At 68.8% G+C, this 25640-nt stretch carries 29 protein-coding genes and 1 pseudogene; 10 read left to right on the top strand and 20 right to left on the bottom strand.

The features are described 5' to 3' along the window. Positions 1-35: 35 nt before the first annotated feature. Positions 36-1619, bottom strand: coding sequence for an IMP dehydrogenase (gene guaB, locus AC5Y4Q_RS02780; protein ID WP_499957887.1), 1584 nt, complete (start codon positions 1617-1619; stop codon positions 36-38). A gap of 148 nt (positions 1620-1767) precedes the next feature. Here guaB and AC5Y4Q_RS02775 point away from each other — a divergent pair, with 148 nt between their 5' ends. Beyond that, positions 1768-2172, top strand: coding sequence for a DUF5319 domain-containing protein (locus AC5Y4Q_RS02775; protein WP_064921417.1), 405 nt, complete (start codon positions 1768-1770; stop codon positions 2170-2172). Here the strand turns inward: AC5Y4Q_RS02775 and AC5Y4Q_RS02770 are convergent, their stop codons facing one another. Then, positions 2173-2985, bottom strand: coding sequence for a hypothetical protein (locus AC5Y4Q_RS02770; RefSeq protein WP_499957885.1), 813 nt, complete (start codon positions 2983-2985; stop codon positions 2173-2175). A 241-nt stretch (positions 2986-3226) separates the two neighbouring features. On the opposite strand from AC5Y4Q_RS02770, the gene AC5Y4Q_RS02765 reads away from it, so the two are divergent. The 4 genes from AC5Y4Q_RS02765 to AC5Y4Q_RS02750 all read left to right on the top strand — a co-directional run bounded on the left by AC5Y4Q_RS02765 (position 3227) and on the right by AC5Y4Q_RS02750 (position 5374). After that, complete coding sequence (locus AC5Y4Q_RS02765; protein WP_064921382.1) at positions 3227-3517, top strand: WhiB family transcriptional regulator; 291 nt, start codon at positions 3227-3229, stop codon at positions 3515-3517. A gap of 119 nt (positions 3518-3636) precedes the next feature. After that, complete coding sequence (locus AC5Y4Q_RS02760) at positions 3637-3882, top strand: hypothetical protein (protein ID WP_064921383.1); 246 nt, start codon at positions 3637-3639, stop codon at positions 3880-3882. Between the two features lie 81 nt (positions 3883-3963). After that, entirely contained in the window at positions 3964-4275 is a 312-nt protein-coding gene (locus tag AC5Y4Q_RS02755) for a DUF732 domain-containing protein (protein WP_064921418.1), read from the top strand. A gap of 199 nt (positions 4276-4474) precedes the next feature. Continuing rightward, positions 4475-5374: a PE-PPE domain-containing protein gene (locus tag AC5Y4Q_RS02750; protein ID WP_235663943.1), complete on the top strand. Its 900-nt coding sequence runs from the start codon at positions 4475-4477 to the stop codon at positions 5372-5374. Here the strand turns inward: AC5Y4Q_RS02750 and AC5Y4Q_RS02745 are convergent. Continuing rightward, complete coding sequence (locus tag AC5Y4Q_RS02745; protein WP_064921385.1) at positions 5358-6245, bottom strand: NAD(P)-dependent oxidoreductase; 888 nt, start codon at positions 6243-6245, stop codon at positions 5358-5360. The genes AC5Y4Q_RS02750 and AC5Y4Q_RS02745 overlap by 17 nt on opposite strands. Continuing rightward, entirely contained in the window at positions 6242-6622 is a 381-nt protein-coding gene (locus AC5Y4Q_RS02740; protein ID WP_125225253.1) for a carboxymuconolactone decarboxylase family protein, read from the bottom strand. Before AC5Y4Q_RS02740 ends, AC5Y4Q_RS02745 begins: the two co-directional genes overlap by 4 nt. Positions 6623-6737: 115 nt before the next feature. Here AC5Y4Q_RS02740 and AC5Y4Q_RS02735 point away from each other — a divergent pair, with 115 nt between their 5' ends. Beyond that, positions 6738-7736 (top strand): PE-PPE domain-containing protein, encoded by a 999-nt coding sequence (locus AC5Y4Q_RS02735; protein WP_235663942.1) that lies wholly within the window; start codon positions 6738-6740, stop codon positions 7734-7736. 44 nt (positions 7737-7780) lie between these two features. Here the strand turns inward: AC5Y4Q_RS02735 and AC5Y4Q_RS02730 are convergent, their stop codons facing one another. From AC5Y4Q_RS02730 to AC5Y4Q_RS02660, 15 genes and pseudogenes are all read right to left on the bottom strand, one after another. Continuing rightward, positions 7781-8062 (bottom strand): hypothetical protein, encoded by a 282-nt coding sequence (locus tag AC5Y4Q_RS02730; protein WP_064921420.1) that lies wholly within the window; start codon positions 8060-8062, stop codon positions 7781-7783. 8 nt (positions 8063-8070) lie between these two features. Then, complete coding sequence (locus AC5Y4Q_RS02725) at positions 8071-8370, bottom strand: GlsB/YeaQ/YmgE family stress response membrane protein (protein ID WP_064921387.1); 300 nt, start codon at positions 8368-8370, stop codon at positions 8071-8073. A 188-nt stretch (positions 8371-8558) separates the two neighbouring features. Continuing rightward, complete coding sequence (groL, locus tag AC5Y4Q_RS02720; protein ID WP_064921388.1) at positions 8559-10178, bottom strand: chaperonin GroEL; 1620 nt, start codon at positions 10176-10178, stop codon at positions 8559-8561. Positions 10179-10279: 101 nt separating this feature from the next. Next, complete coding sequence (gene groES, locus AC5Y4Q_RS02715; RefSeq protein ID WP_019736720.1) at positions 10280-10582, bottom strand: co-chaperone GroES; 303 nt, start codon at positions 10580-10582, stop codon at positions 10280-10282. 202 nt (positions 10583-10784) lie between these two features. Then, complete coding sequence (gene tsaD, locus AC5Y4Q_RS02710) at positions 10785-11816, bottom strand: tRNA (adenosine(37)-N6)-threonylcarbamoyltransferase complex transferase subunit TsaD (RefSeq protein WP_064921389.1); 1032 nt, start codon at positions 11814-11816, stop codon at positions 10785-10787. Further along, entirely contained in the window at positions 11813-12244 is a 432-nt protein-coding gene (gene rimI / locus AC5Y4Q_RS02705; protein WP_499958294.1) for a ribosomal protein S18-alanine N-acetyltransferase, read from the bottom strand. Before rimI ends, tsaD begins: the two co-directional genes overlap by 4 nt. A 21-nt stretch (positions 12245-12265) precedes the next feature. After that, positions 12266-12889 (bottom strand): annotated as a pseudogene (gene tsaB / locus AC5Y4Q_RS02700) (tRNA (adenosine(37)-N6)-threonylcarbamoyltransferase complex dimerization subunit type 1 TsaB); the annotation flags it as partial. Further along, the gene (gene tsaE / locus AC5Y4Q_RS02695) at positions 12886-13341 is read right to left on the bottom strand and encodes a tRNA (adenosine(37)-N6)-threonylcarbamoyltransferase complex ATPase subunit type 1 TsaE (RefSeq protein ID WP_064921390.1); all 456 of its coding nucleotides are present in this window, start codon (positions 13339-13341) and stop codon (positions 12886-12888) included. The gene tsaE and the pseudogene tsaB, both read right to left, overlap by 4 nt. Beyond that, complete coding sequence (locus AC5Y4Q_RS02690; protein ID WP_064921391.1) at positions 13334-14440, bottom strand: alpha/beta fold hydrolase; 1107 nt, start codon at positions 14438-14440, stop codon at positions 13334-13336. The genes tsaE and AC5Y4Q_RS02690 overlap by 8 nt, the downstream gene beginning before the upstream one ends. Continuing rightward, the gene (gene alr, locus AC5Y4Q_RS02685) at positions 14430-15584 is read right to left on the bottom strand and encodes an alanine racemase (protein WP_499957877.1); all 1155 of its coding nucleotides are present in this window, start codon (positions 15582-15584) and stop codon (positions 14430-14432) included. Before alr ends, AC5Y4Q_RS02690 begins: the two co-directional genes overlap by 11 nt. 91 nt (positions 15585-15675) lie before the next feature. Then, the gene (gene gad / locus AC5Y4Q_RS02680) at positions 15676-17061 is read right to left on the bottom strand and encodes a glutamate decarboxylase (RefSeq protein WP_125225248.1); all 1386 of its coding nucleotides are present in this window, start codon (positions 17059-17061) and stop codon (positions 15676-15678) included. Positions 17062-17069: 8 nt separating this feature from the next. Next, positions 17070-18599, bottom strand: a complete 1530-nt coding sequence (locus tag AC5Y4Q_RS02675) for a bifunctional ADP-dependent NAD(P)H-hydrate dehydratase/NAD(P)H-hydrate epimerase (RefSeq protein ID WP_499957875.1) — start codon at positions 18597-18599, stop codon at positions 17070-17072. A 6-nt stretch (positions 18600-18605) separates the two neighbouring features. Further along, the gene (locus AC5Y4Q_RS02670) at positions 18606-19001 is read right to left on the bottom strand and encodes a type II toxin-antitoxin system VapC family toxin (RefSeq protein WP_499957872.1); all 396 of its coding nucleotides are present in this window, start codon (positions 18999-19001) and stop codon (positions 18606-18608) included. Further along, the gene (locus tag AC5Y4Q_RS02665) at positions 18998-19351 is read right to left on the bottom strand and encodes a type II toxin-antitoxin system Phd/YefM family antitoxin (protein WP_499957870.1); all 354 of its coding nucleotides are present in this window, start codon (positions 19349-19351) and stop codon (positions 18998-19000) included. The genes AC5Y4Q_RS02670 and AC5Y4Q_RS02665 overlap by 4 nt, the downstream gene beginning before the upstream one ends. A gap of 42 nt (positions 19352-19393) precedes the next feature. Next, the gene (locus AC5Y4Q_RS02660; protein ID WP_234786387.1) at positions 19394-19999 is read right to left on the bottom strand and encodes a rhomboid-like protein; all 606 of its coding nucleotides are present in this window, start codon (positions 19997-19999) and stop codon (positions 19394-19396) included. Positions 20000-20112: 113 nt separating this feature from the next. On the opposite strand from AC5Y4Q_RS02660, the gene AC5Y4Q_RS02655 reads away from it, so the two are divergent. The 4 genes from AC5Y4Q_RS02655 (at position 20113) to AC5Y4Q_RS02640 (ending at position 24766) form a co-directional block, all read left to right on the top strand. Next, complete coding sequence (locus tag AC5Y4Q_RS02655; RefSeq protein ID WP_235663941.1) at positions 20113-21000, top strand: sensor domain-containing protein; 888 nt, start codon at positions 20113-20115, stop codon at positions 20998-21000. Positions 21001-21310: 310 nt separating this feature from the next. After that, positions 21311-22009 carry a sensor domain-containing protein gene (locus AC5Y4Q_RS02650; protein ID WP_234786385.1) on the top strand — a complete coding sequence of 233 codons (699 nt, stop codon included), beginning with the start codon at positions 21311-21313 and terminating at the stop codon, positions 22007-22009. A gap of 97 nt (positions 22010-22106) precedes the next feature. Then, complete coding sequence (locus AC5Y4Q_RS02645; protein ID WP_499957866.1) at positions 22107-24032, top strand: flavin-containing monooxygenase; 1926 nt, start codon at positions 22107-22109, stop codon at positions 24030-24032. Then, positions 24029-24766 (top strand): SDR family NAD(P)-dependent oxidoreductase, encoded by a 738-nt coding sequence (locus tag AC5Y4Q_RS02640; protein WP_064921400.1) that lies wholly within the window; start codon positions 24029-24031, stop codon positions 24764-24766. Before AC5Y4Q_RS02645 ends, AC5Y4Q_RS02640 begins: the two co-directional genes overlap by 4 nt. Here the strand turns inward: AC5Y4Q_RS02640 and AC5Y4Q_RS02635 are convergent. Beyond that, complete coding sequence (locus AC5Y4Q_RS02635) at positions 24747-25589, bottom strand: DUF4436 domain-containing protein (protein ID WP_043335614.1); 843 nt, start codon at positions 25587-25589, stop codon at positions 24747-24749. The two genes, AC5Y4Q_RS02640 and AC5Y4Q_RS02635, sit on opposite strands and share 20 nt — an antisense overlap. Positions 25590-25640: the final 51 nt, after the last annotated feature.

The raw sequence follows: 25640 nt of genomic DNA, 5'->3' as shown, positions 1-25640 counted from the left end.
TTCACTGCGCGCGAATGCGCTGGACGAACGCCTGCTCAGCGCACGTAGTAGTTCGGCGCTTCGACGGTCATGGTGATGTCGTGCGGGTGGCTTTCCTTCAAACCCGCCGCGGTGATCTGCACGAATTGCGCCTGCTGCAGCTGCTCGATCGTCGCCGAGCCGGTGTAGCCCATCGCCGCCCGCAGCCCCCCGGTGAGCTGGTGGATCACCGTGGTCAGCGGGCCGCGGAACGGCACCCGGCCCTCGATGCCCTCGGGCACCAGTTTGTCCTCGGAGAGCGCGTCGTCCTGGAAGTAGCGGTCCTTGGAGTAGGACTTGGCCCCGCCGCGGCCCTGCATTGCGCCGAGTGAGCCCATCCCGCGGTAGCTCTTGAACTGCTTGCCGTTGACGAAGATCAGCTCGCCGGGCGACTCGGCGGTGCCGGCCAGCAGCGAGCCGAGCATGGTCGTCGACGCGCCGGCGGCCAGCGCCTTGGCGATGTCACCGGAGTACTGCAGCCCGCCGTCGGCGATCACCGGGACTCCGGCCGGCGCGCAGACCGCGACCGCTTCCATGATGGCGGTGATCTGCGGGGCGCCCACCCCGGCGACCACCCGGGTGGTGCAGATCGAGCCGGGGCCGACCCCGACCTTCACCGCGTCGGCGCCGGCCTCGACCAGCGCGGCGGCGCCGCTGCGGGTGGCCACGTTGCCGCCGACCACCTCGACCCGCTCCCCCACTTCGGCCTTGAGCTTGCCGACCATGTCGAGCACTCCGCGGTTGTGGGCGTGCGCGGTGTCCACCACCAACACGTCGACCCCGGCATCGGCCAGCGTCATGGCCCGCACCCAGGCATCGGCGCCGACGCCGACCGCGGCACCGACCAGCAGCCGGCCGTCGCTGTCCTTGGTGGCGTGGGGATGCTGTTCGGTCTTGACGAAGTCCTTGACGGTGATCAGCCCGGTCAGCTTGCCGTGACCGTCGACGATCGGCAGCTTTTCGATCTTGTGCCGGCGCAGCAGGCCCAGCGCGGCGTCGGCGGAGACCCCCTCCTGGGCGGTGATCAGCGGCGCCTTGGTCATCACCTCGGCGACCGGTTTGTTCTGGTCGACCTCGAAGCGCATATCCCGGTTGGTGATGATCCCGACCAGCGCGCCACCGGAGTCGACGACCGGCAGCCCGGAGATCCGGAACCGCGCGCACAGCGCGTCCACCTCGGCCAGGGTGTTCTCCGGGGTGCAAGTGACCGGATCGGTGACCATGCCGGCCTCGGAGCGCTTCACCGTCTCGACCTGGCCGGCCTGCTCGGTGACCGGCAAATTGCGGTGCAGCACGCCCATGCCGCCGGCGCGCGCCATCGCGATCGCCATCCGGGCCTCGGTGACGGTGTCCATGGCGGAGCTGACCAGCGGCACCTTGAGCCGGATCTTGCGGGTCAGCCAGCTGGAGGTGTCGGCGTTGGCCGGCACCACGTCGGAGGCCGCCGGAAGCAGCAGAACGTCGTCGAAGGTCAGGCCCAGCATCGCGATCTTGGCCGGGTGCCCACCAGCGGGGCCGCCGGCCGGCGCCGCATCGTCGTGCGGGCCTATGGCACCCGCGGGGTGGGAAATCGTCGGGGCGCTGGCATCACCAACGGACATGGGGAGCCTCCACTACGCAGCCGGGGTAGAAGCCCATCCTAATCGCGGCGGACAGCGGCTTTCGTTCCCCACCACCCTTGGGGTGATTATGCGGGCCGCAGAACCGGCCGCTGGCGTTCTGTCATGGGGTCTGCGTACCCTGATGGGCGTGCGTGACCACCTACCACCCGGTTTGCCGCCCGACCCGTTCGCCGACGATCCCCACGACCCGTCTGCTGCGCTGGACGCCGTCGACCCGGGCCAGCCGCTGGATCCGCAGGAGCGGACGGCGGTCGAAGCCGACCTCGCCGACCTTGCGGTCTACGAAGCATTGTTGGCGCGCAGGGGGATCCGCGGCCTGGTGGTGTGCTGTGACGACTGCAATCAGGACCACTACCACGACTGGGACATGCTGCGTGCCAACCTGCTGCAGCTGCTCATCGACGGCACCGTCCGCCCGCACGAACCGGCCTACGACCCGGAGCCGGACAGCTACGTGACCTGGGATTACTGCCGCGGTTACGCCGACGCGTCGCTCAACGGGGCGACCTCGGAGGCCGACGGCTACCGCTGATCAGCGGCCCCGCCAGCTTCCCCCGCGGTAACGCACCAGCTCAGCAGCTTCATCACGCAGGTCGCGTAGCTCCTGCGCCGTCCGCGTCGCGCTGCCGGCATCGATCAGCAGGCACGCCAACGCCCACCGCAACGGGACCAGTCCCGCCCGTCCGGCCTCGTCGAACGCGGCGTCGGCAACCGTGCGCGCCCGCTCCCGCTTCCCCGCACAGCACAGCGCCCCGGCCAGCACCACCTGGCTTTTCACCCGGTGGCGCACCATGTCTTCCCCGGTGCCCGAGACTAGCTCCACGGCTTGCTCGGCGTGCCGCACCGCGGTGGCGCCGTCGCCGGTGACCATCGCCAGCTCGGCCGTCACCCAGTTGTGGCGCACCGCCAGCCGCGCCGGACCAGGCGGTTGGGGTGCCTGCCGGGCGCGGCCCAGCAGCGCCGCCGACGCCGCGAACCGCCCCACCCCCAGGGCATCGGCGGCCAGCCCCACCAGGGCATCGGCGGCGGCCTCCGGGTCGACTTCGTGGTCGTTGAGGGCTAGGGCCAGCGCCCGGCCATCGAGGCCCCGGGCCAGATCGTGCCCGCCGAGCTGCCGGGCGAACGACGCCCGCGTGCTGTAGGCCAGCGAGGCCAGCGGGCCCTTGGGCGCCTCACGCAGCAGCGCCGCCAGGTCAGCGTCCGCGCTGGCGTACCGGCCCTGCCCGCCTGCGGCGACGGCACGCAGCCACCGCTGCCGAGGTGTCGTCGCGGCCGGCAATGGCCAGCGGCCGGGCTCCTCGCCGAACGCGGCAGCAGCCAGCACCGCCTCGGGGTCCTGGATCATCGCTGCGCGACGTTACGCGGCCGGTTCAGCGCCCTCGCCGTCCGCCCGGAAAAATATCCACCCTCAGGGAATGTCCACCGTCTTAGGCCAGCCTTTCTTAACCGTTACGTAGGCCTAACTTCAGACGCTTTGGCTACGGTCCCCACAGCGCCGGAAACAGCCGGCGCTGTTTTACGCGCACCACCAAACACCTGAACGGCCGCAACCGATCCGGCCGACCGGCGTTTTGAGAGGGGTTCCCATGCCACTGGTTGAGCAGCTGCCCGGCCGCAATGCGGACGTATGGGATTGGCAACTCCGAGGAGCGTGCCGGGGCGTCGATTCGTCGGTATTTTTTCCACCCGACGGCGAACGCGGCCGCGCCCGAGCGCAGCGGGAGCAGAACGCCAAGAAGTGGTGCCGCAACTGCCCGGTGATGGAGCAGTGCCGCCAGCACGCCCTTGCCGTCGGGGAGCCCTACGGCATCTGGGGCGGCATGTCGGAGTCCGAGCGGCACGCCGCGCTGCGGTGCAATCTGCGGCGCAGCGGCTAGCCCCGCCAGACCACCGGCCGACGGCGTCACATCCGCGGCCGTGGATCCGAACAGCCCCCGCTCGCGGGGGCTGTTCGCTATTGCACGCAATGTCAGACCCGTCGGGTTGAATCCCGGGCATGCGATCTGCACCGGCATTCCTGGCAGTACTTGTCGCCTCGGTCGGCATCGGCCTGGCCGCCCCGGCCAGCGCCGCACCGGCCAGCTGCTTCGACCAGCGGCTCTGCGGCGATCTGAGCGACGTCTACTACTGCCCCGACACCGGCGCGGTGGTGGGCCCGTTCGGGGCCTGCCCCGCGCTGGTGACCGGCCCCTATGCGCCCGGCGGCCTGCGGCCCAACGACGGCTTGTCCCCGCTGGGGTGATTGCCGCGTTATCCCCCATCGCCGGCCACCGCCCCGCTACGCTTCCAAACGGTCCAGGCCGTCGAAAGCGAGGGGAACAACGTGCGCAAACAGCTTCTGTTCGGAACCATCGCGGCAGGATTCACCGTCGGTTTGATCGGCGCACCGATCGCCAGCGCCGATGAGGCGGGCTTCCTCAATGAGCTGCGCGCCAACGGGTTCCCGGGTCTGTCCATCGGCGACGCCCAGATGCCCGACGGGGTGGTAGTCGCGAACGGCTGGATGGCCTGCAACCGGCTGCACTTGGGTGAGAAGCCCGAACAGACACTGGCCCAGTTGAACCCGAACGACGTCGACAAGGGCCGCATGCTGCTCAACGCCGCCCAGCACCACCTGTGCCCGGACACGCTCTGACCGGCCCGGGACAGGCGGCGAAACGCCCGCCCGCGATTTGACTGGCACGTCAGACATCCACTGAAACGCCCAACTCAATCTCAGCGTGTGATAAGCACAGTCGATGAGAACGCGGGGTGCAGCACTAAAAGCGACAGTTGCCGAGGTTGCCGTCGCAGGCGTCCTGTGTGCCGCGGCCGGCGTGGGGATCAGCCAAACCGTGAGCGCCGCGGCCGCACTGCTGGCCTCGACCGGTCCGCTGGCGGGCAGCGTGACGGCGCTCATCCTGGGCGGAACCACCGAGCCGACGCCGTCACCGGAATTCGCGCGATCCGCCGAGAACCTGTTTCTGAACCCGCTGGGCTTCAACGGCGGTGCCACCGGCTCGACGGTCTGCTACATGGACGGAACCGACCCGTGCAGCGCCCCCCTACAGGTGCTGACCACGCCCGAACTGATCCAGCAGGGCCCCAGCAGCCTCACCGCCGCCTCGGCGATCGTCCTCGCCGTGCAGAACGAATTCAACGCCAACCCAGGCGCATTCGACGCCGAGCACCCCCTGACGATCTTCGGGTATTCGCAGAGCGCCACGGCTGAGTCGATCGCCATGACCCGGCTCGCCGAACTCGGAATCCCCAGCAGCGCACTACATTTCGTGTTCATCGGCGACCCGTCCACCCCGGACGGCATCTGGCAACACATCCAAGCGGCCATGGACGCGACGCTGGGCCCCGATTTGACGAACTACCTGCTCAAATTGTTCGGCATGACCGAAGTGCTCGGCAACCTGACCCCGAATGACCTGTATCCGGCAACGATTTACGGGCTGCCTGGCGATCCGGTCTCCAACTTCACCGACGTGTACGCAGATAAGGGTCTCTTCGGTGCGCTGCTGGATGTGCTGTGGCCGCACGTGTGGTACCTGGGGCTGACACCGGAGCAGGTCGCCGACGCGACCACCACCGTCGACGGCGCCCTGACCTACGTCGACATCAACGCCGACGACATCAACGGTCTCGACGCCTGGCTCAACGCGGTCTTCGTCGGTGGAGCGGCCAACAGCGGCATCTTCGAGAGCCTGTGGGACTCTCTGCAACTGTTGTTCAACAACTTCTTCTGACCGCCCCGACGGTGACGCCGGCGGCGTTCTCCAACACTTTGACGATCGAGGTGAAATCGGACTCGGGGCCTTGTTCGCGCAGCGTCGACTCCCACATGCCGGCCACCGCGTCGGCCAGGGGCCGCGGTAGGCCGAGGGCTGCCGCTTCGTCGAGGTAGAGCCGGACGTCCTTGACCATCAGGCCGGTCGCGAACCCGTAGTCGAAGGTGCGTGGCAGCACCGCCTTGGGAAACTTGTCGCGGCTGGCGTGGGTTCCGCCGGAGCCGGCATTGAGCACGTCGAGCATCACCTGCGGGTCGAGACCGGCCTTGACGCCCATCACGATGACCTCAGCGGTGGCGGCCAGCGTGGCGGCCGCCATCAGATTGTTGACCAGCTTCATCGTCTGGGCGGCGCCGGGCTTTTCACCGACGAAGAACGGCCGGCCGAGTTCGTCCAGCAGCGGCTTGGCGGTGTCGAACGCGGCCGGGGGCCCCGACACCATGATCGCCAGGCCGCCCTGCTGCGCCCCGCTCACGCCGCCGCTGACCGGCGCATCCAGCGCGGCGATTCCCCGGGCGGCCAGCGTGTCGTGATTGCGCTGCGCCAGTTCGCTTCCGACGGTCGACAGGTCGATGAACAGCGTGGCCGTCGCACTTTCAGCGACCTCGTCGGCGACCGCCGCCGACGCCGGCAACGACGGCAGGCTGGCCAGCACGATCTGCGCCCGGTCGGCCACCTCCCGCACCGAGGACGCACCGGACGCGCCGAATCTCGTTGCGCGCTCGACCACGTCGTCGCGGGTGTCGTAGACGATCAGTTCGCGTCCCGCCCCCGCCAGCCGGTGCGCCATGGGAAAGCCCATATTGCCCAAACCGATGAAGCCGATCATTGCTGCGTCTCGTATTCGGCGAAGGCGTCGCGGGCGATCCGAAAGCTGTCCACCGCCGCGGGAACACCGGCGTAGATCGCCACCTGCATGAAGACCTCCCGGATCTCGTCGCGGGTGACGCCGTTGGTGAGCGCTCCTTTGACGTGGGTGCGAAGTTCGTTGGGCCGGTTGAGCACTGCGAGCATCGCCAGGTTGAGCATGCTGCGCGTCTTACGCGGCAGCCCCTCGCGGCCCCATACCGCGCCCCAGCAGTATTCGGTGACCAAGTCCTGAAACGGCTTCGAGAAGTCGTCGCCGGCCTCGGCCTTGGCGACATAGGCGTCGCCGAGTACGGCGGCGCGGATCTCGCGGCCCCGCTCGTAGGTGGGTCGGTCCATGGTTCTCCTTTGGCGCCGTCTGCGGGGCTGCACCCCGCCGAGAAAGACAGTGAGAACCCTAGACTCAAATATGAGAACGGGATACTCTCATGCAGCACACAGCGGGGAGGATGCGATGACTCAGGTCACGGCACGAAATGCGTACAAGGCGGTCGCTCAGCTCGCGGTCGCCGGGCTGCTAGTCGCCGCGGCCGGCGTGGGGGTCAGCCAAACGGTCAGCGCCGCGGCCACGCTGCTCGCCTCCACCGGCCCGCTGGCCGGCAGCCAGACCGCGCTCATCCTCGGCGGAACCGGCCAGCCGACGCCCTCACCCGAATTCGCGCGATCCGCCGAGAATCTCTATCTCAACCCGCTCGGTTTCAATGGCGGCTCGACCGATTCGACGGTCTGCTACATGGACGGCACCGACCCGTGCAGTGCCCCACTACAGGTGCTGACCACACCGGAACTGTTCCAGCAGGGGCCGAGCAGCCTCACCGGCGCGGGGCTCATCGTGCTCGCGGTCCAGAACGCCTTCGCCGCCAACCCGGGCGCCTACGATGCCGAACACCCGCTGACGATCTTCGGCTACTCCCAAAGCGCCACCGCCGAATCCATCGCGATGACCCGACTCGCCGAATCGGGCATCCCGCTGGACTCGCTGCACTTCGTGTTCATCGGCAATCCGTCTGCACCGGACGGCGTCTGGCAATACCTGGAAGCCGCCATGTACGCCACGCTGGGCAAGGACCTCTCGGACTACCTGCTCAAGCTGCTCGGCATGACCGAGGTGCTAGGCAACCTGACGCCCAACGACCTGTACTCGGCGACCATCTACGGTCTGCCCGACGACCCAGTCTCCAATTTCGCCGACGTCTACGCCTCCGACGGCCTGTGGGGCGCGCTGCTGGGCATCTTCGGCGCGCACGTGGAGTACCTGGGGCTGACGCCGGACCAGATCGCCGACGCCACTACCACGGTCGACGGCGCCCTGACCTACGTCAATATCGACGACAGCGACATCAACGGCTTCGACGCCTGGCTCAGCGCCCTACTGTTCCACGGGGTCGCCACCAGCGATCCGTTCCAGGCTCTGTTCGACTCGATGAATCTACTTTTCAGCAACTTCTTCTGACGAATCCCGTTGCCTCCGGCAGAATTGCGGTCATCCCAGCATGCTCAGCCGTGCGGGGCCTCGGATATCTTGCTGTCCGGAGTTCCCACCGTCTTGCAGTAGGTCGACACTGACAATCGGGTCGCAGAAATCTCCAGATTGGAGGGATCGGCGCCGCTCTTGTCTTTGAGCATCTTGCTGATCTCGTCGTCCTGCTTCTTCTCGTCCTGCTCGACGAAGTCCTTACACCGGGTGTCGCCACCGGTGTTGATCACCTTCGATGCCGAGCACCCGCCGGAAAGAAGAATCCCGAGCGCAAAGGCAATGAGCGCAACGTGTTTCATCATCCCGCTCCTCACGCGTCGCGACCGGCCAGGCGCAGCAGCCACAGCAGGATGACCGCGCCCAGGATTGCGGTGAACAAGGTGAACCACCAGCCCCCGCTCGCCGTGTCGACCACGAAGCTGAGCAGGAATCCGCCGATGAGCGCACCGACGACACCTACGACGATGTCGGTGAGCAGGCCGAACTTGGTCTTCATGATGAGGCCCGCGATCCAACCGGCAATAGCGCCGATAATTATGTAACCGATCCATCCGACACTGGTCAACGTTGTAGAGCGAGCCAGGAATTCAGTAGCCGCCACTGGGTCCATGGTGATCTCCTTTACCGCGCCTTCAATACACCGTCCTGTTCGACGACGCGATGGATCAATACCCGTTTTGCGCGGTTACAAACTCCGAATACACCACCGAGCGGACGCGAGCGCCCCCATTTCAGCTCCGAAATGGGGGCGCTCGCTAGGGGTACCGCCCGCGTGCGGGGGACCGTTCGTCGCCGCGACTAGTGCGCGTGCCCGTGGTGCCCGTGGGCGTCGGCGGCTTCCTCGGCCGGCTTGTCGACCACCGCGGTCTCGGTGGTCAGCACCATCCGCGCCACCGAGGCGGCGTTGAGCACCGCCGAACGGGTCACCTTGACCGGGTCGACGATCCCGTCGGCGGCCAGGTCACCGTAGGACAGCGTCGCGGCGTTGAAGCCCTGCCCGGACGGCAGCTCGGCCACCTTGCTGGTCACCACCGCGCCGTCGACGCCGGCGTTGGTGGCGATCCAGTACAGCGGCGCGCTCAGCGCAGCGGCGAACACCTCCACGCCCAGCTTCTCGTCGCCGGTCAGCGTGGACTGCAGCTCCGACAGCGCCGCGCGGGCCTGCACCAGGGCGGCGCCGCCGCCGGGGACGATGCCCTCCTCGACCGCGGCCTTGGCCGCCGCCACCGCGTCCTCGACCCGGTGCTTGCGCTCCTTCAAAGCGGTCTCGGTGGCTGCGCCGACCTTGATCACGGCCACGCCGCCGGCCAGCTTGGCCAGCCGCTCTTCGAGCTTCTCGCGGTCCCAGTCAGAGTCGGTCGCCTCGATCTCGGCGCGCAGCTGCTTGACCCGGGCGGCGATCGCCTCGGGGGTGCCGGCCCCGTCGACGATGACGGTGTCGTCCTTGGACACCACCACCCGGCGGGCGGAGCCGAGCACGTCGAGACCGGCCTCGCGCAGCGTCAGGCCGACGTCGGGGTTGATCACCTGGGCGCCGGTGACGACCGCGAGGTCCTCCAGGAACGCCTTGCGCCGGTCGCCGAAGTAGGGCGCCTTGACCGCGACGGCCTTGAGGGTCTTGCGGATCGCGTTGACCACCAGCGTCGACAGCGGCTCGCCCTCGACGTCCTCGGCGATGATCACCAGCGGCTTGCCCGCCTCGACGACCTTCTCCAGCAGCGGCAGCAGGTCGGGCAGCGAGCTGATCTTGTCCCGGTGCAGCAGGATCAGCGCGTCCTCCAGGACGGCCTCCTGCGAGTCGAAGTCGGTGACGAAGTAGGCCGACAGGAAGCCCTTGTCGAAGCCGACGCCGTCGGTGATCTGCAGCTCGGTCGACAGGGTCGAGGACTCCTCCACGCTGACCACACCGTCGCTGCCGACCTTGGTCATCGCCTCCCCGACCAGCTCGCCGATCTCCTCGTCGCGCGAGGACACGTTGGCCACCTGCGCGATCGACTCCTTGCCGGCGACCGGGGTGGCCGCGGCCAGCAGCGCCGACGACACCGCGTCGGCGGCCTTGGCGATCCCGGCGCCCAACGCGATCGGGTTGGCGCCGGCCGCGACATTGCGCAGGCCGCCGGAGATGATGGCCTGGGCCAGCACGGTGGCCGTCGTGGTGCCGTCGCCGGCCACGTCGTTGGTCTTGGTGGCCACCGACTTCACCAGCTGTGCGCCGAGGTTTTCGAACGGGTCCTCCAGGTCGATCTCCCGGGCCACGGCGACGCCGTCCATGGTCACCGTGGGGCCGCCGAACGCCTTGGCCAGCACCACGGTGCGGCCGCGCGGGCCCAACGTGACCCGCACCGCGTCGGCGAGCTTGTCGACGCCGGTCTCCATGGCCCGACGGGCGGACTCGTTGAACTCAATCTGCTTGCTCACGAATGTTCAACCCTTTCCTTCACGCGTGCCGCCCCGGACATCACCCGTAATACGGGGATCTCCGGGGCGGGCACGGTGGTTGCTTGTGGCTACTTGCCGACCTACTTGCCGACGATGGCCAGCACGTCGCGCGCGGACAGGATCAGGTACTCCTCACCGGCGTACTTGATCTCGGTGCCGCCGTACTTGCTGTAGATGACGACGTCGCCTTCCTTGACGTCCAGCGGGATCCGCTTGTCGCCATCCTCGTCCCAGCGGCCGGGGCCGACGGCAACGACGGTGCCTTCCTGCGGCTTCTCCTTGGCGGTGTCCGGAATGACCAGACCGGAAGCGGTCGTGGTCTCGGCCTCGTTGGCCTGAACGAGGATCTTGTCCTCGAGTGGCTTGATGTTCACGCTCGCCACGATTGGAGCCCTCCACATTGTCTGGATGTGACCCGGCGTCGGCCGGGCCCATCGGAACGTACTTACTTAAGGTGTTCGGCATTCGTGCGAGCCCTCGCATCGTCGTCGCGGGTGCCGAGCAAGGAATCGACCGACTGCCACCTAGCACTCTATACATGAGAGTGCTAGCACTCAAGGAGGGCCTGCGACAAGCTGCGGCTCGTCACCCGCTGACCCGGCCCTGGACCACCGGCAGCCCCGGATCGGTGGCCACGTCCAGCGGCGACGGCGGCGCCCCGGCTGCGATCAGGTGCGCCGCAAACGACGCGATCATCGCCCCGTTGTCGGTGCACAACCGCAGCGGCGGGATACGCAATGTCAGACCGGCTGCCGTGCACCGCTGTTCGGCCAGCTCGCGCAGCCGGGAGTTGGCGGCCACCCCGCCGGCGATCAGCAGCGTGCCGACCCCGAGGTCGGTGGCGGCCCGCACCGCTTTGGCCGTCAAAACGTCGGCCACCGATTCCTGGAAGCCGGCCGCCACATCGGCCGGGACGAAGTCGGGGTTGCGCTCCACGTACCGGGCCACCGCGGTTTTGAGCCCGGAGAAGCTGAACGCGTAGGGCGCGTCGCGCGGGCCGGTCATTCCGCGCGGGAAAGTGATCGCCTCACGGTCGCCAGTGCGGGCCAGCTCGTCGAGCACCCGCCCGCCCGGGTAGCCCAACCCGAGCAGCCGGGCCACCTTGTCGTAGGCCTCCCCGGCGGCGTCGTCGACGGTGCTGCCCAGCTCGACGATCGGCTCCGCCAGTGATCGCACGTGCAGCAGGTGGGTGTGGCCGCCGGAGACCAGCAGGCCCACGCATTCGGGCAGCGGCCCGTGGGCATAGACGTCGGCGGCCAGGTGCCCGCCCAGGTGGTTGACGGCGTAGAACGGCACGTCCCAGGCGGCGGCGTAGGCCTTGGCCGCGGCCGCGCCCACCAGCAGCGCGCCGGCCAGCCCCGGTCCGATGGTGGTCGCCACCGCGTCGGGACGCTGCACGCCGGCGGTCGCCAGCGCCCGGCGCATGGTGGGGCCCAGCGCCTCCAGGTGCGCCCGCGACGCGATCTCGGGCACCACCCCGCCGAAACGGGTGTGCTCTTCGACGCTGGAGGCCACCTCGTCGGCCAGCAGCTCCAGTGTGCCGTCGGGGTTCAGCTTGGTGATGCCGACACCTGTTTCGTCGCAGGAGGATTCGATAGCGAGCACGATGGTCGTCATGAACGGGCCTCCCGCCGCATCATGTAGGCGTCGGCGCCATTGCGGTAGTAGCGCTTGCGTACTGCGGTCTCGACGAAGCCGACGTCGCGGTAGAGCCCGATCGCCGCGGCGTTGTCGGTGCGAACCTCCAGGTGCACGACGCCGCCATCGGCGTAGGCCAGCAGGTCCGCCAGCAGCTGGCGGCCGATCCCGCGGCCCTGGTGGGCCGGGGCCACCCCGATGGTGTGCACCTCGAACTCGAACGGCGGGGTACGACCCAGCCGGGCGATGCCGCCGTAGCCGACCAGGGTGTCGCCGATGCGGGCTGCGACGTAATGGTGGTCGCGGGCACCGATCGCTCGCCGGAAGGCCGCGGCCGGCCACGGGTCGTCGCCGCCGAACAGCTGCGCCTCCAGTTCGGCGCAGCGCGCCGCGTCGGAGTCGACCAACGGGCCGAGGGTGACCAGCGGCGTGGCGGACGCCGCCGGCTTGGCGTCGGGCCGGCGCAGGTACATCGGCACCAGCGGCCCCGGTTCGGCGTCCCAATCCCCCACGGCGGCAACCAGTCCCGCCGACGTCGGGAAGGGCACGTCGAGTGTCGGCAGGCCGAACAGTCCGGCGTGTGCGGGCGAGCCGGCCACCGCGACGGCGTCGCCGGGGTCGACATCGGCCGGGGCGCTCACCGCCGGGCCGGCCACCCGTATCCCGTCGCGGTAGCGGGCCCAGTAGACCTCGCGGCGCCGGGCGTCGGTGACCACCAGGGCCGCGCCGGTGGTGTGCATCCCGATCGCGTCCAGACTGCATACGCCGTAGACCGGGATGCCCAGGGCGTGGCCGTAGGCGGCGGCACTGGCCATCCCGACCCGCAGCCCGGTGAACGGCCCCGGCCCGCAGCCCACCACCACCGCGGCCAGATCGGCCATGCCCAACCCAGCATCGGCCAGGGCGGCCAGCACATTGGGGGTGAGCCGCTCGGCGTGCGCCCGGGCGTCCACGGTGAGCCGCTCGGCCAGCACCGTGCATCGGTCAGGGGCCACCAGGCCCGCGGTGACCGCGGGCGTGGCGGTGTCGATAGCCAGGATCGCCCCCGTCATGGCGCGTACCACCGCCAGGTCGCGGTACGCGTCTCGGATTCGGCGCCCCGTTCCAGCCGGATGTCCAGGTGCCGTTCGGAGAGCCGCTCGGCCAGGCCCTCGCCCCACTCCACCACGACGACGGCGTCGTCGAGTTCGGTGTCCAGGTCCAGTGAGTCCAACTCGGCCAACAGGTCCAGGCCCGACTCGTCGAGCAGCCGGTAGAGGTCGACGTGGATCATCGCCGGGGTTCCGGGCCGGCGGGGCCGATGTTCGCGGGCCAGCACGAATGTCGGCGAGGTGACCGGCCCGTCGACGTCGAGCGCCTGGGCGATTCCCTTGGCCAGCACCGTTTTTCCGGCGCCGAGCGGCCCGGACAGCACCACCACGTCGCCGGCGCGCAGCTGGGCGCCGAGTAGCGCTCCCAACGCGATGGTGTCTTCGACTGTCGCCAGGGTCTGCGTTTCAGCCACTGCGCCCCGCCTTCCGGCGCAGCCGGCGGGTCAGGGTCACGCGGCGCGGCGTGGCCCGCTCGACCAACCGCACCAGCGCGTCGTCGATGACGTCGGGTTCCTCCAACTGCACCAGATGGCCGGCACCGGGCACGATCACCAGCTCGCAATCCCACAGCGCGGCCGCCATCGCCCGCGAATAGCCGGGCGGGGTCAGCAGATCGCGGTCACCGCAGGCGACCAGGGTCGGGATCTTGGCCAGGGTGGCAAGCGCGGCGCTCTCGTCGTGCACCTCCAGGGCGTGCAGAAAACCCACCATGGTGGCGACCGGGGTGGTGTGCATCATCTCCTCGGAGAACGCCACCACGCTCGGACTGATCTCGTCGGTGCCGTAGGAGGCCGCCCGCAGGATCGGCGCGATCACCCGGCGGGCGGCGCCCCGGCCGCGGTGCACCAGCTTCGGCGCGTAGCGCACGCTGAACTGGACCGCCTCCAACGCCGGGTTGCGCAGGATCTCCCCCAACGGGGAACGCGAAACCCCTTTGGCCGCCGAAGAGATCAGTGCCACGCCGACGATCCGGTTGCCGTAGCGCGCGGGGAACTGCCGGGCGTGCGACAGCACGGTCATGCCACCCATCGAATGCCCGACCAGCACCACCGGACCGCGCGGCGCGGCCACCTGCAGCACCGCCTCCAGGTCCTGGCCGAGCCGCGGCACGGTGTAGGTGGCGGGCGAGGCGACGGTGGAGTCGCCGTGGCCGCGCTGGTCATAGAAGACCATCCGGACCTGGTCGCCCCATTCGGCGGTCAGGCGGGCCCGCTGAAAGTGGAAAGATCCCATGCGCAAACAGAATCCGTGGGCGAACACCACGGTCAGCGGCGCGTTGCGCGGGCCCACGTCGCGGACCGCCAGTTCGACACCGTCGTCGGTGACCACAACCGAACTGTGGTCGTGCGCGAGGATGTCGAAATCCTCGGCGGCGTAAGGGTCTTCGATGGTGGTGCGACGGGTCACCGACCGCGCGACGGTGGATCCGGCGATGGTTCCGACGGCCGCCAATCCGGCCGCACCGGCCAGCCAGCCACCGGCTCGCAGGTTGGCGCGCCGCTTAGCTGACATCGCCGCCCCGATACGTCCTGGCGACCCGCCCGCGCGGACTGTTCACCACCTCGTAGTGGATGGTGCCCAGCTGGTCGGCCCAGTCCTGGGCCAGCGGCTCGCCGCCCGCGCCGGACCCGAACAAGACGACCTCATCGCCCTCGGTGACGTCGACCGGCCCGGGGCCGAGGTCGACGACGAACTGGTCCATGCACACCCGCCCGACGCTGCGCCGGCGCCGGCCGTTGATCAACACGTCGAACCGTCCGCTCAGCGGGCGGAACACCCCGTCGGCGTAGCCCATCGGGACCAGCGCGACGGTAGTGTCGGCCTCGGCGATCCAGGTGTGCCCGTAGGAGACACCCTCCCCCGCTCGGATCGAGCGCACCAGCACCACAACGGATTTCAGCGTCATCGCGGGAACGAGTCCCATGGCGCCACGCTCCGGGATGGGGCTCAGGCCGTACAGGGCGATTCCCGGCCGCACCATGTCGAAGGCCAGGTCGGGCCGGGTCATCACCCCGGCCGAATTCGCCAGGTGCGCCACCTCGAAGTTCAGGCCCTGATCGCGGGCCAGGCGCAACATGTCGGAGAACCGCTCAGCCTGAAGGTCGTTGACCGGATTGGCGGCTTCGTCGGCGCAGGCCAGATGCGACATCAGGCCTCGCACCCGGATCGCGTCCTCGGAAACAGCGCGGCGCAGGGCGCTCAGCAGCTCGGGGTAACCGGCCGCGTCGACACCGTTGCGGTTCATCCCGGTGTCGGCCTTGACCGTCACCGTCGCCGTGCGGCCGGTGCGGGTCACGGCGTCGAGCAGCTCGTCGAGCTGGCGCACCGAGGAGACCGCGATCTGCACGTCGGCGGCCAAGGCGGGCGCGAAGTCGGTGTCGGGGCCGTGTAGCCACGCCAGCACCGGTGCGGTGATGCCGGCTGCCCGCAACGCCAGCGCCTCATCGACGGTGGCGACCCCGAGTTCGGCGGCACCGGCGGCCAGCGCAGCCCGGGCCACCTGCGCCGCGCCGTGACCGTAGCCGTCGGCTTTGACCACCGCCATCAGCTCGGCGGCACCGGCCTGCTCGGACAGCACCTGCACGTTGTGGGCGATGGCGTCCAGGTCCACCAGCGCCTCGCCGAGCAGTCCGGCCGTTCGGGATGTGGCAGTCATGTCACTGCCATTCTTTCATCCGCGTCGAATGTCGCGTTAATGCACATCGTCGACGGTTTTGCGTAACACAACCCGACGTTCGGCGAAGGGATCAATGCGAGAAGTGCTGCTCGTCGTCGTAGTGTCCGCCGGGTTTGACCCGGTCCAGGGCGGTCACCGACTTCATGATGTCGTCGAACAGCGCCCGGGCGAGATCCGCCGACAGCCCCTCGCGGACCACCACCCGCAGCACCGCGACGTCCTCGGCGCCCTCCGGCATGGTGTAGGCCGGGACCTGCCAGCCGAAGGTGCGCAGCTCATGGGAGACGTCGAACTCGGTGTAGCCGCGGTCACCGGCCAGCCGGCAGCTCACCACCGGGATCGCCGAACCGTCGCTGATCACCTCGAAGTGCTCGGACGCGGCCAGCTGGTGGCTCAGCCAGCGGGCGGTGTCAGACAGGGTCCGCATCACCTCGGTGTAGCCGCTGCGGCCCAGCCGCAGGAAGTTGTAGTACTGGCCGACAACCTGGTTGCCCGGCCGGGAGAAGTTCAGCGTGAAGGTGGGCATGTCCCCGCCCAGGTAGTTCACCCGGAACACCAGTTCCTCGGGCAGCTGCTCGGCGTTACGCCACACCACGAACCCGATGCCGGGGTAGGTCAGCCCGTATTTGTGGCCGCTGACGTTGATCGACACCACCCGTGGCAGCCGGAAGTCCCACTTGAGGTCCGGGTGCAAAAACGGCACCACGAACCCGCCGCTGGCCGCGTCCACGTGCACGGGCACGTCCACGCCGCCCCCCGCCGCCAGCTTGTCCAGGGCCGCGCAGATCGCCTCGACGGGCTCCAGCTCGCCGGTGTAGGTGGTGCCCAGGATCGCCACCACCCCGATGGTGTTCTCGTCGACGGCGTCGATCACCTGCTCCGGGGTGATCACGTAGCGGCCCTCGGCCATCGGCAGGTAGCGCGGTTCGACGTCGAAGTAGCGGCAGAACTTCTCCCACACCACCTGGACGTTGGAGCCCATCACCAGATTGGGGGTGCGCCCCTGCCAATCCGCGGTCTTGGCACGCCAGCGCCACTTGAGCGCCAGCCCGCCGAGCATCACCGCCTCGGACGACCCGACGGTGGACACCCCGATGGCGCTGGCCGGGTCGTCGTCGCGCAGGTTCTCGGCGTGGAACAAGTCGGCGACCATCGACACGCAGCGCTGCTCGATGGCCGCGGTGGCCGGGTACTCGTCCTTGTCGATCATGTTCTTGTCGAACGACTCCGCCATCAGCGTGGACGCCTCGGGGTCCATCCAGGTGGTGACGAAGGTGGCCAGGTTCAGCCGGGAGCTGCCATCCAGCATGAGTTCGTCGTGGATGAAGCGATAGGCGGCCTGCGGATCCATCGGGTCGTCGGGCATCCGCAACGCCGGCACCGGCGCGGTGAACATCCGGCCGGTGTAGGCGGGGGCGACGGTGTGCGCGGGTACGGACGGGTGCGAATGGGTCACGGAGACTCCTATAACTCGGCGACGGCGGTGCGGATGTGAGCCAGGATGTGCGACGCCGACGTCGGGGTGTCGCCGGGTCCGGGGTCGGCGGCCGCGGCCGCAGCAGCGCGGGTGTGCACGAACGCGGCAGCGGCAGCAGCTTGGGCGGCGGGCAGTCCGGACGCCAGCAGAGCGCCGATCATCCCGGACAGCACGTCGCCGGAGCCGGCGGTGGCCGCCCAGGATCCGCCCGCCGGGTTGAGATAGACCGGGCCGCGGTGTTGGTGCGGCGGTCCCAGCTTCGCCTCTCCTCCGTCGAGCCTCGCTGAACCGCTCGATTCATGCGGCGGCCCCAGCTTCGCCTCTCCTCCGTCGAGCCTCGCTGAACCGCCGGGGTCGGCGACGACGGTGACGTGGCCCTTAAGTAGCACGGTGGCACCGAACTTCTCGGCCAATTCCCGCGCCGCGCCGACCCGGTCGGGCCCGGGCGGGTGCCCGGCCAGCCGGGCGTATTCGCCGGCGTGCGGGGTGAGCACGGTCGGGGCCTGTCGGTCGGCCACCAGTGACGGGTGGGCGGCCAGGATGGTCAACGCGTCGGCGTCGACGATCACCGGCAAGTCGGTGCCCAGGGCGAACCACAGCGCCGCGGCGCCCGCCTCGTCGGTGCCCAGTCCCGGCCCGACGACCCAGGCCTGCACTCGCCCGGCGGCCGCCGGGCTGGGCGCAGCGACCACCTCGGGCCAGTGCGAAACCACTTGGGTAGCAGCACTTCCGGCGTAGCGCACCATGCCGGAGGTGGCGGCCACCGCCGCGCCGGCGCACAAGATGGCCGCGCCCGGGTAGGTCGCCGAGCCGGCCAGGATCCCGGTGACGCCCTGGGTGTACTTGTCGTCGCGTGGGCCCGGCGCCGGCCAGCACGCCTCGACGTCGGCCGCGGTCAACGAGTGGATATCGGTGGCCGGCAGGTCCAGGCCGATATCGACCAGTTCGACGCGGCCGCAGTCCCCCAGTGCGTGCACCGGTTTGAGGCCGCCGAAAGTGACGGTGAGCGCGGCGTGCACCGCCGGGCCATCGGCCGCGCCGGTGTGCGGGTCCAGGCCGCTGGGAAGGTCGACGGCCACTACCGGGATGCCCTCGGCGCCGGCGAAGACCTCGGCGGCGTTCGGGCGCAGCGCGCCGCGCCCGGAGATCCCGACCACCCCGTCGATCACCAGATCCGTTGCGGGCGGCACGGCTTCGACGATCCGGCCGCCGGCCCGCTTGAAGGCCGCCAGCCCTTTGGCGTGGGCGCGCTCCGGGTTGAGCAGGATCGCGGTGGCCGCCGCGCCGCGCCGGCGCAGAAACGTGGCCGCCCACAGCGCGTCACCGCCGTTGTCGCCGGACCCCACCACCGCGCAAACGCTGCGGCCGGCCACCCCGCCGGTGCGGGAGGTGAGTTCCCGGGCGATCGCGGTGGCCAGGCCGAAGGCGGCCCGGCGCATCAGGGCGCCGTCGGGCAGGCTCGCCAGCAGGGGCGCTTCGGCGGCGCGGATCGCCTCGACGCTGTAGTAGTGCCGCATTACCGATCAGACTTCCATACCCGGCGAGGCGACCGGAAGGCCGAGCGAGCGGGCGACGGTTGTCACCGGCTGGTCGTACGTGACGAGGGCAATCAGATCCGGTCCGAGCGCCTGCGCTGACGCGACATGGATGGCGTCGAGGGCTCTCAGGCGGCCAGGCAGAGTCGCGGCCCGGTCGCGGATGTCGGACGTGACCTCCAGCTCGTCGTAGTCACGCAGAAGCTCGTCCATCAGGTTCGGGAAGCTGCCCATCTGATCGCAGTTGCGCACCGTCTCAATGAGACCGACGGTACTGGTGGCCCCGCGAAACTCGGCGTGAGCCGAAAGAAACTCACCGAGCTCGGCCGCATTGGGACGTTCGGTCACGAGAGTGACCAGAGCCGACGCATCCAGATAAATCACGGCTTGCTCTCGCCGGACGCCTTACCCTTGGCCTCCACTTCCTCCCGGAAGTCGCGCTCCCAGTCGCTCTCGCTGTAGCGATCTTCGAGCAAGGCGTGGAGAGGATCGGGGGCACCTTCCGGCAGCTTGATCCGGGTGAACGTATCGAGGTCCGCCAGCGTTTTCCCCGACCGATGCAGTGCCCCGGACGCCTCCAGTTCCTCGATCCGGCTGCGCTTCTTCGGCGGGGCCGGGCTCAGCGTGGCGATCACCTTGCCGTGCCGGGTGATCTCCAGCGTTTCGCCGTTCTCGGCGCGGGCGAACATCGCGCTGGGGTTGTAGGAGAACTCACGAATCGACACCGTCGCCATCAGCGCCTCCCGAGAAAGTACCTACATGTGCCTACAACGGTATTACCGCGCCGCGTGTCGCGTTATCGGATAACAGGCCAATCCGATGAGCACCGCCGCCGCGTGACCGATCGCGGTGAAATCGGGGTTGAGCACCAGCGGCACGGTGAAGATGACCACCAGCGCGGCCAGATAGCCCCAGCGCCACGGCCGCCGGATCCGGTAGGTCAGCACCGCCATCACGCCCACCAGGAAGTAGCTGACGCCGATGTCGCGGGCGTAGGTCAGCCGTTCGGATTCCTCGTGCAGGTGGATCAGCACGTACAGGGCGCCCTCGCTGACGTAGGTGGCACCGACGTGGGAGATCAGCCCGACCATCAGCCAGCGCAGGTGGCCCAGCCAATGCTCGGCGGGCGCCAGAAACAGCGTGAACAGCACCAGATACGGCGACCAGTCCTTGCCGTCGATCCACAGCAGGCTGGAGACCAGCACCTCCAGTGGGTCGGTGGCCAGGTGGTGCAGGTTGGTGGACTGCTCGACGAGCATGGTGTGCAGTCGCCGGCCGACCATGTGCTGGATGACGGTGGTGACCCCCAGCACCGCCAACCATAGGTAGGTCAGCGGGGCGTTGTGCACGAAATGCCACGCCGCGGACAGGCGGCTTTTCACGTCGGTCACGGCGTACAGCGTTACATGACGGGTTGTTGTGGGCCATCCACTGCTACCGTCTCCTGAATCAGGCCGTCCGTTTGCGACCGGCACCGACGGGATGGGGTGCACCGATGAACGAACCGCACCGGCCAATTCCTAACCCGCACGACCCGACGAAGTTTGCGCCGATGGGCGGACCCATGATGCCGGGGCCGGGCGGTCAGATGCCGCCGCCCTGGCCGCCGATGCCGCCGAGCCCGCCACCGCACGGCAACCGCCGGCTGATATGGGTCCTGCTGGGGCTGGTCTGCGTGCTGACCGTGACCGCCGTGGTACTCACCGTGACGCTCGTCGGCCGCGACCGGCACGAGCCTGCGCGATCCAGCGCGATAGCCTCATCGGCGACGTCCGGCGACAAGCCACCGCTGCCGGTGTCCGCCCTCGACGGCCTGCTCCCCGCCAAGGACGTCGTCCGCGACGCAGTGAGCGACCCGGGCATTGGCCTCGTCAACGACGGTGCGGCTATAGACACCGACGTCATGGTGGACGCCGACTGCCAAGGGATTGCCTCTGTTGCCGGGCCGGTTTATGCCGGTTCCGGCTGGACCGCTATCCGCTGGCAGCGGTGGAACAGTCCCGCCGAACCTGATCCACCCGAGTGGGTGCACGAAGTCCTGATGTCGGTAGCGACCTATCCTCAGGCCGAAGCGGCCCGCACCTTCTACACCAAGCAGAGCGCAGCGTGGCATAAGTGCTCCGGCCGCAATATCAATTTCCGCATATCCGCTGTCAAGGACGCGCCCGACCAGTTCTGGTCGGTCGGGGTCATCACCGACGCCGATGGGGTGCTCAAAACGACCTTGACCAGGGAAGGCGGCGGTGGCTGGTCGTGCCAGCACACGCTGAACGTACGCAACAACATCGTTGTCCGCATCAGCGTGTGCGGGTTTACAGATTCGGCAGCGGCAGCGCAGACGCTCCTCGACTCAGTCAACCAAAAGATCGACGCGGCAGCGTGAGAAGGAGCGCAACCGCAACGCCGCGGCACTGTTCGCCCGAGCAGTCCCCCGAGATCGCCGCCAGTCCATCAAGTCCTGCGGTCCGGCCGGCCCCGGTAGCGCGGGCTCAGCGATGAACGAGCCGCAGGGTCCGACTCCCAGCCCCTACGACCCGACGCGGTTTACGCCTTGGAACGGGCCAGTCCCACCGTGGTCGGGCGGTCACGTGCCGCCGTCCTGGCCACCGATGCCGCCGGGTCGGCCGCCCCACGGCAACCGTCGACTGCTCTGGGCGCTGCTGGGGTTGGTGTGCGTGCTGACGGCAGTAGTCGTGGCGCTCGTCGTGATCCTCCCCCGCCACGACGGGCACGAGATCGTTGCGCAATCCCCGAGCACGACATCGACGCCGGCAACGTCGCATCAGCGTGCGCCGGTCCCCGTCTCCGCCCTCGAAGGCCTGTTGCCGGACAAGGGTTTCGTCGCCTCCGCGGCGGCTGCCCCCGGCGTCGACCTCGTCGCTCACGGCGAGGGCATTGACGTCGAAGACTTGGTGGACGCCGATTGCCAAGGAGTCGTCGCCGTTTCCTCGCGGGCCTACGTGGGCTCCGGCTGGACTGCTATCCGCTGGCAACACTGGAACAACCCGCCCGAAACCGCCAATTCGGTGAAATTGATGAATCATGTTTCGCTGTCGGTAGCCGCCTATCCGCACGCCAACGCTGCCCGTACCTTTTACGTCAAGCAGAGCGATGCGTGGCGGAAATGCGCCGGAGATCTCGTCAACGGCCAACCGGCCAGCGCGACGGAATACACGGGCCAACTCTGGGTCATCACCGAAGTCACCGCCTCCGATCGTGCAATCGCTGCCACCGCGGTCAACGCCGAGCAGAACGACTGGTCGTGCCGATCCATGATGGCCGTACGCAACAACATCGTCGTCCGCGTCGCGACGTGCGCCCGCACAGGTCCAGCAGCGGCAGCGCAGACGATCCTCGACTCGATAACGGCGAAGATCGACGCGGCAGCTTAAAGGGCACCCCTACCCTTGATCGGCCACGATCCCTGGCGTATCGTCCGATTCAATTTCGCGACGCACAGTAGCGGATCGATGGAAAGGGCTTCAGTTGGTGCGCAACCGCTACGCCGGGGAACCGTTCACCACCCCGACTTCGCAGATCGCCGCCGCGCTGGAGCAGGTCAGTATCCCCACCCTGTTGCTGTCGTGCGTGCACATCACCGGCGATCCCCGCTTCATCCGGGAGTTCAAGCAGAACGGCATCTTCCTCAACGAGATCCAGGGCTTCATGTCCGAGGAGGACAAGGCACGCGCCCGCGCCGAGGCGTTGCCGGTGATCGTCGACTATCGCGACCGGGGCTGTCCGCAGCCCGCTCCGCTGCCCGCCGCGCTCATCAAAGAGATGATGGACTGGGCGGCCTGCGAAACCGTGCCGGATGCCTACCTGGGCCTACTCGCCGAAGAACTCGATCTGGAGGGGGCCGACCCTCGGCGGCCCGCACCGCTGGATCGAGACCGCGCGGCGCAGTTGCCGGTCGTGGTGATCGGCTGCGGGGAATCGGGCGTGCTGGCCGGAATCCGGCTGGCACACGCGGGTATTCCCTTCACCATCGTCGAGAAGAACGCCGGTCCGGGCGGGACGTGGTGGGAGAACACCTACCCGGGCGCCCGGGTGGACGTGGCCAACCACTTCTACTGCTTCAGTTTCGCGCCCAACAACAACTGGGGGCACTACTTCGCCGAACAGCCGGAACTGCAGGCCTATTTCAGCGACCTGATCACCAAACACGGCCTGGATGCCCACATCCGGTGGAACACCGAGGTCACCGCGGCGGCCTGGGACGACGACGCCGGCACCTGGACGCTGACCACCGCAGCGGGCGAGCAGCTGCAGGCACGAGCGGTGATCACCGCGGTCGGCCAACTCAACCGGCCGCACCTGCCGGAGTTCGACGGCGCCGACAGCTTCGCCGGCCCGGCGTTTCACTCCGCGGCCTGGGATCACCGCGTCGACGTGACCGGCAAACGCGTGGCGCTGATCGGCGCGGGCGCCAGCGGCTTCCAGATCGCGCCGGCGATCGCGGGAAAAGTGGAGCACCTCACGGTGTTTCAGCGCACCGCACAGTGGATGTTCCCCAACCCGATGTATCACGACGCGGTCGGCGACGGCGTGCGCTGGGCACTGGAGCACCTGCCGTTCTACGGCCGCTGGTACCGGTTCCTGCTGCTGTGGCCCGGCGCCGACAAGGGCCTGGAGGCCGCCCGGGTGGACCCGACCTATCCCGACCAGGACTACGCGGTCAGCGAGATCAACGCCATGGCCCGGCAGATGTTCACCGGCTGGATCACCGCTCAGGTCGGCGACGACGAGGAGCTGTTGGCCAAGGTGTTGCCGGACTATCCGGCCACCGGCAAACGCACCCTGCAGGACAACGGCACCTGGCTGCAGACCCTGCAGCGCGACAACGTCGACCTGGTGCGCACCGGGATCGAGCGGATCACGCCTCAAGGTCTCCAGACCGAAGACGGTGTCCACCATGACGTGGATGTGATCGTCTACGCCACCGGGTTTCGGCACACCGACGTGCTGTGGCCGATGCGCGTCACCGGCCGCGGCGGCACCGATCTGCACACGCTGTGGGGCAGCCGGCCGTATGCGTATCTGGGTATCACCGTGCCCGGCTTCCCGAACTTCTTTCTGCTCTATGGCCCCGGCGCCCACCTGGCACACGGCGGCAGCCTGATCTTCAACTCCGAGTTGGAGATGCGTTACATCGATGCCTGCCTGGCCAAGATCGCCGGCGAGGGGCTGCACTCGATCGAGCCGACCGCCCAGGCCGCCGCCGAATGGCATCGGGCCACCCAGGATGAGATCAAAAAGACCGTGTGGGCGCACCCGGCGGTCAAGCATTCCTACTTCAAGAACGCCGACGGCGAGATCCACACCGTCAGCCCCTGGCGGCTCGACGAATACTGGTCGGCGGTGCGCGAACCGGACTGGACGCAGTTCATCATCGCCAAAGGAGACCAGAGTTGAGCGGAGTCGTCATCACCGGTGCGGCATCGGGAATCGGCCGCGCGTGCGCGCAGGCGCTGATCGCCGAGGGGCGCCGGGTTGCGTTATGGGACATCGCACCTGGCGTCCAGGAGGTGGCCGACGGCTTGGGCATGCCCGGCGCAGTGGTCGACGTCTGCGATGACGCCGGGATGCCTGCGGCGGTCGCCGCCGCGGCCGAGGCGCTCGACGGGATCGACGGGCTGGTACACGCCGCGGGGCGGGTGGCCCCGGAACCGGTCGGCGCCTACACCGGTGACTCCTGGGATGCCGTCATGGATGTCAACCTGCGTGCCCAGGCCATGCTGGTGCAGCTGATGCTGCCGCACCTGGAGGCGGTAGCCCGGGCCGGCGGCCATCCGGCGGTGGTCGGTATCTCCAGCATCGAGGGGTTGACCGCCAATCCGTTCATCCCGGCCTATTGCGCCTCCAAGGCCGGCCTGCTGGGGTTGACCCGGTCCATGGCCGCGCAACTAGGCCCGGCCGGCATCCGGGTCAACGCGGTGTGCCCGGGCTTCATCGAAACCCCGATGCTGCAGATCGCCCTCGACGTCGAAGAGGTCGCGGCCGGGTTCGTCGCCGCCGCGCCCCTAGGACGCATCGGTCAACCGGAGGAGGTCGCCCAGGCGGTGGCGTTTTTGATGTCGCCGCGGGCGTCGTTCGTCACCGGCACCCAGATCGTCGTCGACGGTGGCGTCACTGCCCGGCATCCGTGACGACGCCCGTGGCCGGCTCGGGTTTCAGGTCACGCCACCAGCAGTAGATGAACAGCAGCATCGACATCACCAGCGCAACGATCACCCAGAGGGTGATCGTGACGTCTATCCAGGATCCGATCGGCGGCGCGTCCGGCAGGGCGTTGCGCAGCGGGATCACCGCGAAAAGCATTGCCGCATACCACGTCGTCATCGGCGGCTGGAATTTGCGCCAGCCCAGGAATGTCAGGTTTGCAACGACGACAGCCACCGCGGCCAGGGCGATCAAGACGCCTACGAGCACGGCACCGAAAGCCATGGTGCTCGGTGACCGGTGCAGCGTCACCCGGTAGGGGCCGCTGCCGCCGTCACGGTCGCTGACGATCTCGTTCTTCCAGCCGGCGATATGGTCGACAAACGTCACCGACATCCGTTCCGGCGTCGTGGCATCGCCGCGGAGAACGTCGACGGTGATCGGCCCGGTCTGGTAGTGATCGAACGGCCAATTCGCTGAGTTGCCGGAGACCGTCAACGGGACCGGGAACACCCCGGGCACCATGCCTTTCGTCCAGGTGCGCTTGGTCGGGGTGACCGCAGAGTGCACGGCGATGCTGAGGTTGTCCCGGAGCCCATGGGTGGCTGGATCGACCAGGTCAGGTCCGGGTGTGATGGTGACCTTGCCGGTCAGCGTGCCCTTGACCGTCTGCAGATCGTCGATGTCGATGGTCACCGTCGTTCCGTCGGCCGCCGCCTGGCCGTCGGTGAGTTGGCGCGGGCAGCCGCATCCCGCTCTCTCATACAGCGCGAGGGTGACGAGATAGGACGCGACGAAGAAGACCGTCATGCCGAGGATCAGAAGTAGCCTGGGCCGGTTGACGTGAACAACCGGATCGCC

This window comes from Mycobacterium sp. NGS16, assembly GCF_059813225.1.
This window is presented reverse-complemented; position numbering and strand designations above follow the sequence as displayed.